Genomic DNA, 12,207 nt, shown 5'->3' on the forward strand with positions numbered 1-12,207 from the left:
CGTGGCAAGCAGTTGCTCCAGAAAGCATGTAATCTAGACATACGACAAATTGACCAAACATTCCGGGGCCTCACCGATAGCCAAGGTGACCACCTCCGGTCCAAGTACAAAAGGGGGTCACGCCATGGGGCGCGGCCGTCAAAAGGCAAAAGCTACCAAGCAGGCTCGGGACATCAAGTACTACTCCCCGAACACTGACTATTCTGCCCTTCAGCGCGAGCTGACCGGGCCATCAAGTCGTGCGACGAGCCGATTCGCGGATGATCCGCCGGAGCCGGACTACTCGGCTTACGAGGACAAGTACGCACAGGACTTGGAAGACGATGACGACGAGGTAGACACCCGCCGCATCGGATAGCTGTAGCAACAATCAGGTGCCTTTCGGCATCGAGTTGCGTACCGCCGTCGTACACGAAGTCATTTGGCATCCCCGGATGCCACCCAAAACGATCTAGCCCGTAGGGCGCGCCATAATCGGCGTGCGCTACGGGCCTTTTTCGTCTCCTTCTGCCGGTCAGTCCTTCTCGTGGCACAGATCCAGCAAGGGGATCAGGGTTTCGAGGTCGTTGGCGCGGGCTGCAGCCAGGATCTTCCGGTGGGCGTCCGCGACGCGCTCAAGCTTGGCGTCGTCCAAGGGATACGAGCGGCTGATGAGCCGTTGAACGGGGTTGTCCCAGACGGATTCGAGCGTTTTCAGCAGGAATCCGTTGGGGGCAGGCGCGGCCAGGCCCAAATGGAACGCCCGCGTCGCGGTAAAGAGTTCCTCGGGGTCCGCGCTTGCCGCACCCTCGGCGATAAGCAGTTCGAGCCGGGCGAGCTGCAGGTTTGTGTATTTGGCCCCGCACTGCCTGATGGCCATGATCTCGAGGGCCTTGCGCACCTCGTAGACTTCCTCGACAGCTGAGCGGGTCAGTGTCGTCGCAAAATATCCTGCGCCTGGGACCAAAGTGGCGAGTCCTTCGTGGACCAAGCGGTTCAGGGCGTCGCGGACAGGCGTCCGGGAAACGCCGTATTCTTCGGCCAGTTGTTCCTGGACCAGGGGAGCGCCAGGCTCGACCACGCCGTTGACGATCTCATTGCTGATCCTGTCGTAGACGTGCTCGCTCAGTGGCCGCATCCCCTTGGCAGCTTGCGCGGCCATTCGCCTCATCCCCTTTTCGGTATCAAAACTTGCTCAATCCTACGTGCTTTACATCACAGGATTCACTGTATACAGTGAATCCAATCCTACCAACCCCGATGAAAGTTGCCCTATGAGCCTGCACATTCCACGCATACCCGGCATTGATTTTGCCGCCGTCGGCAAGCGGTTGGGTTACCTGGAGATCGAACACTCGGACAACGAGAACGACGCCGCTGTCATCCCCTCGCCGATCGCGGTCCTGAGCGGTGGGGACGGCCCCACGGTCCTCTTGATCGCCGGTACGCATGGTGACGAATATGAAGGCCAGATCCTGCTCCAGGAACTCATCCGCACCTTGAACCCGGATGAGGTGACCGGGAGGTTGATCATTCTGCCTGCCCTCAACATCGCTGCTGTCCGCGAAGGAAGACGTGTTTCCAGCGTGGACCGGGTCAATCTGAACCGTGCCCTCCCGGGCCGTGCCGACGGCGGACCGGCCCTGCAGATCGCCTCGATTGTGGCCGAAGAACTCATCCCCATGGCTGACTTTGTGATGGACATCCACTCCGGTGGAATTGCCTCGGAGTATGTTCCGTCCGCGTTCGTCTACCAAGGACCGACGCCGGAGCTGTGGGCTGAGAAGACGGCGGCGGTGGCCGCGTTCAATGCCCCTTATTCCGTCGCGGTGAAGCCCATGCTCAAGGCGGGCTCCATCAGCGGCGCGGCCGATCAGGCGGGCGTGCCGATGATCTCGACCGAACTCGGCGGCAGGGGAACCGTGTCCCTGGCGATCCTCAACAGGGCCCGGAAGGGGCTACGTTCGCTGCTTGGCCACTGGGGCGTGCTCAAGGTCGCCGGGCTTCCGGAGACCGGAGCCCCGATCCAGTGGGTCGAACTCACTGCCCAGTCCGCGGTCCATTCCACGATGGCAGGCATCCTCGAGCCGGTGGTCGAACTTGGCCAGAAAGTTGTGGCCGGAGACCTCGTGGCCCGGGTTCACTCAGTGGAAGAACTCGAGCGTCCACCAAAAGACTTCTTTGCACCCATTGACGGGGTGGTCGCAATCGTTCGGCATCCCGCCCTCGTCAATGTCGGCACCACTGTGGTCAACATCGCCGTTGACCACGGAACAAGCTATGAGAAAGGCAATCATGAACCGTCCTAGATACATCTCCACATCCGCTCTGCTGCTGGCCGCCGCCGTCGGGCTCAGCGGCTGCACCACGGCTTCACTCGACGCCGGCAAGGAAGCCGCCGCCAGTTCGATTCCCGGCAAGGACGCTGCGATTCCGGCGGCGCCCTTCAACAAGTCCGCCGCGAATCTCTTGCCCCCGGACGTCAAGGCCAAGGGGACATTGGTGGTCGGCACCGACCCCACCTTCGCGCCTTATGAGTTCTACGCGGCTGACAGCAAGACGGTTGTCGGCTGGGACGCGGACTTTGCGAAAGCAGTCGGCGAGACGCTGGGGCTCGAAGTCAAGATGGTTCCCGCGACCTTCGATACCATCCTCCCGGGCGTGAGCTCCAACAAGTACGACGTCGGCATCTCGGGTTTCAATGTCACGGCCGAGCGTAAGATGAATGCCGATTTCGCCTCCTACCAAAGCAGCGGCTCCGGCCTTGCCGTCAAGGCCGGCAACCCCAAGAAGCTGGCCCTCGACGCGATGAAGCTGTGCGGCACGAAGGTGGGTGGCGAAAAGGGGACCACGCAAGGGATCGAGACCCTTCCGGCGTTTTCGAAGCAGTGCGTCGTCGCTGGCAAAGCGCCGATCGACATCCAGTTGTTTCCCTCCCAGAACGAAGCCAACCTGGCACTCATCTCCGGCCGCGTGGACAGCGTCCTCTCAGGCCTTGTTGGCATGGGTTACGCAAGCAAGCTTTGCGGCGGTGCCTTCGAGCTCGCCGGCAACCAGGACTTCGAACCGACGCCGGTAGGTATCGCCATGCCCAAGGGCTCGCCCCTGACCAAGGCGATCGTCGCGGCCGTCAGGGCGCTGATCGCTGGCGACACGTACAAGGCGATCAATGCGAAGTACGGAATCCCGGACTCGGTGACCATCAGCGCTGATGCCGTGGACGCGAGTGGTGCGAAATGAGCACCGTGATCACCGTCCCCAAGATGGGAACAACGGACCGCGGACAGTTCACCGTGGTCTCGGCCAGGCACCCCTGGCGATGGGTGGCTGGCACTGCGGTAGGCGCCGTCGTGATCCTGTTGCTTGTTTCCGCGGTGAGCAATCCCCGTTTCGGCTGGGACAAGGTGGCCCTGTATTTCCGTGACGTTGCCATAGTCAACGGGATCGGCATCACCCTGTTCCTGACGGTTGTCTGCATGGCTGTCGGGGTGGGGCTTGGCGTAGTGCTTGCGGTCATGCAGCTTTCGGCAAACCCCGTGGTCAAGGCCTCGGCAAGCGCCTATGTGACGATCTTCCGAGGCACCCCCGTCCTGGTCCAGCTGTTGTTCTGGTTCAACTTGTCGGCGCTGTATCCGGAGATCACCTTTGGTATCCCCGGCGTCAGCCTCGACGCCAACCAGATCATCACACCCCTCGCCGCGGCGATCCTTGGCCTGGGCCTCAACGAGGCTGCCTACATGTCGGAGATCGTCCGGGCAGGAATCCAGTCCATCGATCAAGGTCAAGGCGAAGCCGCGGGTGCCCTCGGCATGTCCCGCATCCAGACCCTCACCAGGGTGATCCTGCCCCAGGCCATGCGGGTCATCATCCCGCCCACGGGCAACGAGTTCATTGGCATGCTCAAGATGACGTCGCTGGTCAGTGTCCTGGCTGTCCCCGAGCTCCTGTACTCCGCCCAGATCATCTACTCGAAGAACCTCCAGGTTGTCCCCCTGCTCTTGGTTGCCAGCATCTGGTACATCATCGTCACCACGGTGTTCACGGTGGGCCAAGGCTACCTGGAGCGGCACTTCGCGCGAGGAACGTCCCGTTCCGTCCCGCCGACCGCCGCCGAGCGGTTGCGGAAATTCTTCAGGGTCCACTCCGCGCAGGGCACCGGAAAGCAGGACGCAGGAAAACAGGGTTCAGGAAAACAACGCTCAGGAAAGGGCGGCCAGTCATGACCATCGACGTGAAGGAAAGCCGGAAGGCGCCGGAAGCGCTTCCGCTGGTGCGCGCGGAAGGCGTGCGCAAGAGTTTCGGCGACAATGAGGTCCTCAAGGGAATCGATCTCCACGTCCAACGCGGCGAGGTGGTCTGCCTGATTGGAGCCTCGGGCTCCGGGAAGAGCACCTTCCTGCGGTGCGTGAACCACCTGGAGAAGATCGACGGCGGGCTGTTGTGGGTAGCGGACAGGGCCGTGGGCTACCGGATCAAAGGCGACAAGCTCCACGAACAGTCCCACAACGAAATCTGCGCGGACCGCACCGATATCGGGATGGTCTTCCAGCACTTCAACCTCTTCCCGCACATGACTGTGCTGGAGAACCTGATGGAAGCCCCGCTCAGGGTGCTCAAGCAGCGCAAGGCGGATGTCCGCCGTCGGGCGTTGGATTTGTTGGAGAAGGTGGGTCTGTCGGAGAAGGCGGAGGCCTATCCGCGGCACCTCTCGGGCGGGCAGCAGCAGCGGGTGGCGATCGCCCGGGCCCTGTGCATGCAGCCGAAGCTGATGCTGTTTGACGAGCCGACGTCGGCGCTGGATCCGGAGCTGGTGGGCGAAGTCCTCAGGGTGATGAAGGACCTGGCCCGGACGGGAATGACCATGATTGTTGTGACGCACGAAATGGGGTTTGCCCGCGACGTGGCGGACCGCGTGGTGTTCATGCACGGCGGCCGGATCATTGAGGAAGGTCCCGCCGAAGAGGTCATCGGCAACCCGCAGCACGAGCGGACCAAGGCGTTCTTGTCCGCGGTTCTGTAGTTGTTGATAGTGCGCTCTCGGAAAAGATTGACAATATGCGTTAGTGATGGCTAACGTATTAATCATGCTCGACCGACTGGAAGTTGCCGCGGAGCCGAATAGGCGGCGTCTGTTGCACCTGCTTGCGGCGGGCGAGCGCACCGTGACCGAGCTGGCCGGCGAATTCACGGTGAGCAGATCCGCCGTCTCGCAGCACTTGTTGTTGCTGGAGCAGGTAGGCCTCGTTGCTGCCCGCAAAGAGGGACGCAACCGCTTCTACCGCTTGGACAATGCCGGGATGAGGGAACTCCGGCTGCTTTTTGAGCAGTTCTGGACCGCTGAGCTGGACATGCTCCTCGCTGACGCACAAAACTTCACCACCGACCGCCTTCAAACAACAGAGGAATCACCATGATTTACGACAAGACCGTTCTTCTTCCCCTCAACGTCGACCAGGCGTTCGAACTCATCACGCAGCCCGCACGCCTCCGCCGCTGGCAGGCCGTTGCCGCCCGCGTCGACCTGAAGGTTGGCGGCGAGTACCGCTGGACCATCACCCCGGGTCACCACGCGGCTGGAACGTTCACCGAAATCGAGCCGGGCAAGCGCGTCGTCTTCACCTGGGGCTGGGAGCAGCCCGAAGCGCCGGCGGACAACGTCTCCACGGTAGCCATCACCCTTGAGCCGGCCGACGGCGGCACCTCCGTGCGCTTGGTGCACGAAGGCCTTCCGACTCCGGAAGCTCTTGCAGGCCACGCCGAGGGCTGGAACCACTACCTCGACCGTCTCCTCGCCGAGGCCTCCACGGGCGACGCCGGTGCCGACGAATGGGCAGCTGCCCCTGCCGATCTCAATGAGCTCACCTCCGCGGACGCCACGCTTGCCATCGTGCAGCGAGTGCTGGCGCGCGTCACGGAAGCCGACGCGCGGACCCAGACTCCGTGCGCCGATTTCAACGTCTCGCAGTTGCTCGACCACCTTGCCGGCTCAATTGCCAACATCGCCAAGGCCTTGGGCGCCGAAGTAGCCGACGACGCCGGAAAGTCGCCTGAGGTTCGCATCGCCGACCTCGCCCAACCGACGCTGGAAGCCTTCTACCGCCGCGGTCTCGAAGGCACGGTCGACATGGGCTTCGCACAACTGCCGGCCACGATAGTCGCCTCCATCCTCAACCTCGAGTTCCTGGTGCACGCTTGGGACTTCTCCAAGGCCTTGGGCCTCGAGGTGTCGGTGGCGGATGAGCTCACCGACTACGTCGAGGTCCTCTCGCAGAACACCATCAGCGAGCAGGTCCGCGCCAGCGGGAGCTTCGCCCCGGCCCAGGAAGTCGCCGAGACGGCGTCCAGCCTGGAGCGCTTGGTCGCTTTCACGGGCCGGGCAGTTCACGCCTAAGCTCAAGGCTACTCAACGAAGGGATAGCAATGCCGCAGGTTGATAGCTACAAGCAGGGAACTCCGTGTTGGGTGGACCTGTCGTCGTCGGACATCGAGGCTTCCAAGGCCTTCTACCGTGATCTGTTCGGCTGGGAATTGGACGCGATGGATGCCGGCAACGGCATGACCTACTACATGGCCAAGCTGCAGGACCGCTATGTGGCGGGCCTGATGCAGCAGATGCCGGACATGGCTGCGGCCGGGGCGCCGTCCTTCTGGGCCAACTACCTCGCCGTCGACTCGGTCGATGAAGCCGCTGAGCGCGCGACGGCGGCAGGCGGCAACATCCTCTTCCCGCCGGACAGCGTCCCCAACGGGAGCGGGCGGATGTTCTTCGCCGCCGATCCGACGGGTGCTCAGATTGGTTTCTGGGAGGCAGGAAACCACCACGGCGCCGGGTTGGTCAATGAACCGGGCACGGTGGTCTGGAGCGAGCTGCAAACAAACGACGTCGCCAAGGCCGTGGCGTTCTACGAATCCGTGACGGGGTGCTCCAGCGAGACGGCCGCGGCCGGCGACCTGCAGGAATACACCCAGCTTGTTGTGGACGGGAAGTCCGTGGCCGGCGCCATGAAGCAGCCCGTGGAGGGTATGCCGCCGTTCTGGATGACCTACTTCAATGTGGCTGACGTCAACGAGTCCGTGGCGAAGGCTGTTGAACTCGGAGCCCAGGTCTTCGCGCCTGCCTTCGATGTGCCCGGCATCGGCCGCATGGCGGTTCTCGGCGATCCTGCCGGAGCGGCCTTCAGCGTGATGGCCGGCGAAAGCTCCTAAGCAAAAGCGAGTGCCCACCCAACTGCCGGATCGGCAATTGGGTGGGCACTCTTTGGCTTAAGAACCTTTAGGCGTAGGCGTTCACGAGGCGCACGGCCCCGCCGTCGACACCCTTGGCGCCCTGGACGTAGTCCGGGCCGCTCTTGATGATCGAGTCGGAGTCCGCTTCGACGGTACCCATGATCCACGACGGCAGGCCGCGTTCGTTGAGGCGGGCCACGGCGGCGTCGGCGATTTCGGGGGACACGATGGCCACCATGCCGACACCGAGGTTGAGCGTGCGCTCAAGGTCGGCCAGCGGCACATTGCCGAGCTCGGAGACCAGCTTGAAGATGGCCGGCAGTTCCCACGTGGCGCGGTCAACCGTGGCCACGAGGCCCTGCGGCAGGACGCGGGCCAGGTTGGCTGCGAGGCCACCGCCGGTGACGTGGCTGAAGCCGTGGACGGCCGGCGCAGTAGCCAGGCCGCTGACCGGGAACGCGCGGGCGAGGTCCAGGCAGTCGGCGGCGTAGACGCGGGTGGGCTCCAGCAGTTCTTCGCCCAGGGTTCGGCCGAGTTCGGAGACTTGGCGGTCCAGGGCCCAGCCGGCGTGGTTGATCACGCGGCGGACCAGGGAGTAGCCGTTGGAGTGCAGGCCCGAGGAAGCCATGCCGATCACGACGTCGCCGGCGCGGACGCGGTCCGGGCCAAGCAGGGCGTCGGCTTCGACAACACCGGTAGCCGCACCGGCGACGTCGTACTCGTGCTCACCTAGCAGGCCCGGGTGTTCAGCGGTTTCGCCACCCACGAGGGCAGTGCCCGCCACGGAGCAAGCGGCGGCGATGCCGCGGACGATGTCCGCGATGCGCTCGGGGACAACCTTGCCGCACGCGATGTAGTCGGTCATGAAGAGCGGCTCTGCACCCACCACCACGATGTCGTCCACCACCATGCCGACCAGGTCGAAGCCGATGGTGTCGTGGATGTCCATGGCCTGGGCGATGGCAACCTTAGTGCCGACGCCGTCCGTGGACGTGGCCAGCAGCGGCCTCTTGTACGTGAGCAGCTTCGAGACGTCGTACAGGCCGGCGAAGCCGCCGACGCCGCCGAGCACCGAGCTGTTGTGGGTCGCCTTGACGGCGTCCTTCATGAGTTCGACGGCGCGGTCGCCCGCTTCGACGTCGACGCCGGCGGACGCGTAGGTGATGCCGGTTGTGTTCTCAGCGGCGGAGGATGCGGAGGTCATACAGACTCTTTCTTATCGGCGTCGGTCAGCAGGTTCTCAAACTCGGCGTCGGGTCCGGGATCACAGCCCGTGGCACCGGGCTTGTTGGCCGGGTCGTCCGAGTCCGCGGTTACGGCTTCGGCGGAGATGCCCGACGTCGGCAGCCCGCCGAGGTCGGTGCGCTCCAGGAGGTTCTTGCCCAGTTTGTCCGAACCCGGAAGTGCGATGGGGTACTGGCCGGTGAAACAGGCGGTACAGAGGCGTTCGCGCGGCTGCTGGGTGGCGCCGATCATGCCGTCTTCGGAAATGTAAGCCAGCGAATCGGCTCCGATGGCCTGGGAGATTTCCTCGATGGTGGCACCGTTGGCGATCAGTTCAGCGCGGGACGCGAAGTCGATGCCGTAGAAGCAGGGCCACTGGACGGGCGGGGAGGAGATCTTGACGTGGACGGCAGCGGCGCCGGCCTCGCGGAGCATCCTGACGATGGCGCGCTGGGTGTTGCCGCGGACGATCGAGTCATCCACCACCACCACGCGCTTGCCGCGGATCACGGATTCGAGGGCGTTGAGCTTGAGCCGGATGCCGAGCTGGCGCAAGGTCTGCGAGGGCTGGATGAACGTGCGGCCCACGTAGGAGTTCTTGACGAAGCCGTGCGCGAACGGGATGCCGGATTCCTCGGCGTAGCCGACCGCTGCCGGGGTTCCGGACTCGGGGACCGGGATGACGATGTCCGCTACCTGGGTGTTTTCGCGGGCCAGCTGGCGGCCCATCTCCACGCGGGACTCGTACACGGAGCGCCCGGCAATCGCAGCGTCGGGGCGCGCAAGGTAGACGTACTCGAATACGCAACCGGCCGGCGTCGCTTCCGCGAAACGCTGGGAACGGACGCCGTTCTCGTCAATGGCGATGAACTCGCCGGGCTCGATCTCGCGGATGAAGCTCGCGCCGACGGTTGCGAGGGCGGACTGCTCCGAGGCGACAACCCAGCCGCGCTCGAGGCGGCCAAGGCACAAGGGGCGGATGCCGAAGGTATCGCGGGCGGCGTAGAGGGTGCCTTCGTCCATGAACACGAAGCAGAAGCCGCCCCGGATCTTGGGAAGCAGTTCAAGCGCGGTTTGTTCGAGGGTCTTGCCCTCTTCGCCTTCGAGGAGCGCGGTGACCAGGGCCGTGTCCGAGGTGTTGCCCTGCTTCATTTCTCCGGTCAGCTGACCGCCGTTGAGTTCGAGGATCATTTCCCGGAGCTCAGCGGTGTTGGTCAGGTTGCCGTTGTGCGCGAGGGCAACGGTGCCTGTGGCCGTTGCTCCCAAGGTGGGCTGTGCGTTGGCCCAGTGGCTTGCTCCGGTGGTGGAGTAGCGGCAGTGGCCGACGGCAAGGTGCCCGGTGAGGGTGTTCAGGGTTGTCTCGTCGAAGACCTGGGACACGAGGCCCATGTCCTTGTAGACATTGATGCGTTTGCCGTCACTGGTAGCAATACCAGCCGATTCTTGTCCGCGGTGCTGCAACGCATACAGCCCGTAATAGGTGAGTTTTGCTACTTCTTCGCCCGGCGCCCAGACCCCGAAGACGCCACAAGCGTCCTGAGGTCCTTTTTCGTCGGGGAGAAGATCATGAGAAAGTTTTCCGTCGCCACGTGCCACTGGTCAATTGTCGCATGATGTTGGCGTGGTACTTTCCCTCACGCGACATTGTGACCGGGATCCTATGCCTCGGCGTCGTCTGTCGGGTTGGGTACAGACTCGACGACGGCACGCCGGGAGCGCTGCACGCTGAGCTTGTCGAGGACGAGGGCCGCGATGGCGCCCAGCAGCACGCCACCCGCGGCGAAGCTCACAAGGAAGAACCCGAACACCGCCCCGGTGTCGAAACTCTCGTCGCCCGGGATCCCGTAGGCCACGAATGCGGCGACGATGATGCCGAGGACCCCGCCGAGTCCCATGAATGGAACAAACTTCGGCGCACGGCGGACCGTGATCCCGCGGCGTTCCGCGGTGGCGCTGTCCTGTGGCGCGGCGTTGTGTGCCGTGCTGCTGTGTGACGTGCTGTTTTGTGACGTGCCGTCGGCGTTCGAACCCTCAGAAACCATGCCTTCCAGCTTAGCGTTCGAGAAGGTTGGTTTGTGGTCTGAAGTCAGACCATTGACAGATTGGTGTGAAGTGGGTCACTATCGATGCGAGCGGTGTCGGCCCGTTCCCCCCCCTTCCGTTTAGAAAGAGAATAATCATGAGTGATCGTTCTACGGCAGCGAAGGTGCAGGCTGTGCAAGACGCAGATGCTGCGGCGCTCGCCGAGCTTGGCTACAAGCAAGAGCTACATCGCGGCATGTCCGGCTTCTCCAACTTCGCAGTCTCGTTTTCCATCATTTCGATTTTGGCTGGCTGCATCACCTCCTTCAGCATTGCGCTCAAGTCCGGCGGCCCGGCTGCCATCAACCTGGGTTGGCCCATCGTCGGTCTCTTGGTCCTGTGCGTGGCCCTTTCCATGGCCGAGGTTTGCTCCCGGTACCCCACAGCCGGTGGCCTGTATTTCTGGGCGGGCAGGCTCGCCAAACGTAACAAGAGGGCCTGGGCCTGGTACGTCGGCTGGTTCAACTTCCTCGGTGAAGTGGCCGTCACGGCTGCGATCGACTTCGGCTGCGCCACCACAATGATGGCTTTCGCGGCCCTGACTTTCGGCGTCGAGCCCACCCCTGGCGGTACGTTCGCGCTGTTCGTCGTCCTCATGGTCATCCACGCCCTGCTCAACAGCTTCGGCGTCAAGATTGTCAGTTTCCTGTCCAATGTCTCCGCCTGGTGGCACATTGTTGGTGTAGCAATCATCGTGGCGGCACTGTGGATCATGCCCACGAGCCACCAGTCCTTCGACTGGACGATGACCGCCTGGCACAACGAAACAGGCTTCACCTTCGGGCCGTATGTCTTCCTCATGGGCCTGCTCATGTCGCAGTACACCTACACCGGCTACGATGCCTCGGCCCACGTTGCCGAAGAGACCAAGAACGCAGCCATCGCGGCCCCGAAGGGGATTGTCATGAGCGTCGTCATCTCCATCATTGGTGGCTGGATTCTGCTCTACTCACTCGTCGCGGCGATCCCGAACGGCTCAGAGGACGGCCTGACCACCCTTGGCGCTACGCCGACCGGCTTGCCGCCCGCACAGATTTTCCTGGATGCGCTGGGCAACCCCGGCGTAGCGAAGTTCCTCCTCGCCATCGTGGTGGGAGCACAGTTCTTCTGCGGCATGGCGTCAGTGACCGCCAACTCACGCATGACCTACGCTTTCTCCCGCGACAATGCATTGCCAGGCTCCCGCATCTGGGCCAAAGTCAACGCCCGGAGTGGCACCCCGACAAATTCAATCTGGCTCTGCGTTGGCTGCGCGATTGTGCTCGCGTCCCCCGCCCTGTTCAATACAACCGCGTATTTTGCCGTGACGAGCGTGGCCGTCATTGGCCTCTACATCGCGTACATCACCCCGGTGTTGCTCCGCAGGCTCAACAAGGACTTCGTACCGGGCCCGTGGCACCTCGGGAAATGGAGTCCCATGATCAACTGGGTAGCGATTGTGTGGGTCGCCATCATTGTGATTCTTTTCGTTCTTCCGCCCGTCGCAGATATCACCATCGACACCTTCAACTACGCGCCGATCGCCGTCGTGGTCGTCTTCCTCCTTGCCACCGTGCTGTGGTACACCACGGGGCGTCGGACGTTCATGACGAGTGCCGAGCAGGAGCACCTGACGATCGACGCGGATAAGCTGCTCAACTAGCAACACTCGCGGGCCGCCGGCGGTTCTCCGCCGGTGGCCTCCCAACAAGGAAG

13 protein-coding genes are annotated in these 12,207 nt (G+C 63.3%); 9 read left to right on the plus strand and 4 right to left on the minus strand.

What is annotated here, in order from left to right; genetic code table 11:
- Positions 1 to 124: 124 nt before the first annotated feature.
- Positions 125 to 358 (plus strand): DUF3073 domain-containing protein, encoded by a 234-nt coding sequence (locus ACFVTG_RS10295; RefSeq protein WP_028265518.1) that lies wholly within the window; start codon positions 125 to 127, stop codon positions 356 to 358.
- 156 nt (positions 359 to 514) lie between these two features.
- Here the strand turns inward: ACFVTG_RS10295 and ACFVTG_RS10300 are convergent, their stop codons facing one another.
- On the minus strand, positions 515 to 1,141 hold the full coding sequence (locus ACFVTG_RS10300) for a GntR family transcriptional regulator (protein WP_284752937.1): 627 nt from the start codon (positions 1,139 to 1,141) through the stop codon (positions 515 to 517).
- A gap of 112 nt (positions 1,142 to 1,253) precedes the next feature.
- Here ACFVTG_RS10300 and ACFVTG_RS10305 point away from each other — a divergent pair, with 112 nt between their 5' ends.
- The 7 genes from ACFVTG_RS10305 (at position 1,254) to ACFVTG_RS10335 (ending at position 7,185) form a co-directional block, all read left to right on the plus strand.
- Positions 1,254 to 2,288, plus strand: a complete 1,035-nt coding sequence (locus ACFVTG_RS10305) for a succinylglutamate desuccinylase/aspartoacylase family protein (RefSeq protein WP_390280100.1) — start codon at positions 1,254 to 1,256, stop codon at positions 2,286 to 2,288.
- Entirely contained in the window at positions 2,275 to 3,219 is a 945-nt protein-coding gene (locus ACFVTG_RS10310) for an ABC transporter substrate-binding protein (protein ID WP_390280102.1), read from the plus strand. The genes ACFVTG_RS10305 and ACFVTG_RS10310 overlap by 14 nt, the downstream gene beginning before the upstream one ends.
- Positions 3,216 to 4,202: an amino acid ABC transporter permease gene (locus ACFVTG_RS10315; protein ID WP_390280104.1), complete on the plus strand. Its 987-nt coding sequence runs from the start codon at positions 3,216 to 3,218 to the stop codon at positions 4,200 to 4,202. Before ACFVTG_RS10310 ends, ACFVTG_RS10315 begins: the two co-directional genes overlap by 4 nt.
- Positions 4,199 to 4,999 carry an amino acid ABC transporter ATP-binding protein gene (locus tag ACFVTG_RS10320; protein WP_390280106.1) on the plus strand — a complete coding sequence of 267 codons (801 nt, stop codon included), beginning with the start codon at positions 4,199 to 4,201 and terminating at the stop codon, positions 4,997 to 4,999. The genes ACFVTG_RS10315 and ACFVTG_RS10320 overlap by 4 nt, the downstream gene beginning before the upstream one ends.
- A gap of 64 nt (positions 5,000 to 5,063) precedes the next feature.
- Positions 5,064 to 5,393 carry an ArsR/SmtB family transcription factor gene (locus ACFVTG_RS10325; RefSeq protein ID WP_390280108.1) on the plus strand — a complete coding sequence of 110 codons (330 nt, stop codon included), beginning with the start codon at positions 5,064 to 5,066 and terminating at the stop codon, positions 5,391 to 5,393.
- Positions 5,390 to 6,370, plus strand: coding sequence for a TIGR03086 family metal-binding protein (locus ACFVTG_RS10330; RefSeq protein WP_390280110.1), 981 nt, complete (start codon positions 5,390 to 5,392; stop codon positions 6,368 to 6,370). The genes ACFVTG_RS10325 and ACFVTG_RS10330 overlap by 4 nt, the downstream gene beginning before the upstream one ends.
- 29 nt (positions 6,371 to 6,399) lie before the next feature.
- Positions 6,400 to 7,185 (plus strand): VOC family protein, encoded by a 786-nt coding sequence (locus ACFVTG_RS10335; RefSeq protein WP_390280112.1) that lies wholly within the window; start codon positions 6,400 to 6,402, stop codon positions 7,183 to 7,185.
- A 67-nt stretch (positions 7,186 to 7,252) separates the two neighbouring features.
- On the opposite strand, the gene purM is transcribed toward ACFVTG_RS10335, so the two are convergent.
- The 3 genes from purM to ACFVTG_RS10350 all read right to left on the minus strand — a co-directional run bounded on the left by purM (position 7,253) and on the right by ACFVTG_RS10350 (position 10,472).
- On the minus strand, positions 7,253 to 8,410 hold the full coding sequence (gene purM, locus ACFVTG_RS10340; RefSeq protein WP_390280114.1) for a phosphoribosylformylglycinamidine cyclo-ligase: 1,158 nt from the start codon (positions 8,408 to 8,410) through the stop codon (positions 7,253 to 7,255).
- Complete coding sequence (purF, locus tag ACFVTG_RS10345; protein WP_284752946.1) at positions 8,407 to 10,026, minus strand: amidophosphoribosyltransferase; 1,620 nt, start codon at positions 10,024 to 10,026, stop codon at positions 8,407 to 8,409. The genes purM and purF overlap by 4 nt, the downstream gene beginning before the upstream one ends.
- A gap of 62 nt (positions 10,027 to 10,088) precedes the next feature.
- Positions 10,089 to 10,472 (minus strand): hypothetical protein, encoded by a 384-nt coding sequence (locus ACFVTG_RS10350; RefSeq protein ID WP_284752947.1) that lies wholly within the window; start codon positions 10,470 to 10,472, stop codon positions 10,089 to 10,091.
- 137 nt (positions 10,473 to 10,609) lie between these two features.
- Between ACFVTG_RS10350 and ACFVTG_RS10355 the strand changes: the two genes are divergently transcribed.
- A complete protein-coding gene (locus tag ACFVTG_RS10355; protein WP_390280117.1) occupies positions 10,610 to 12,154 on the plus strand; it encodes an amino acid permease in 1,545 nt (514 codons plus the stop codon).
- Positions 12,155 to 12,207 lie beyond the last annotated feature (53 nt).

This window comes from Arthrobacter sp. NPDC058127 (assembly GCF_042884555.1).
In the GTDB taxonomy this organism is placed as follows: Bacteria; Actinomycetota; Actinomycetes; order Actinomycetales; family Micrococcaceae; genus Arthrobacter.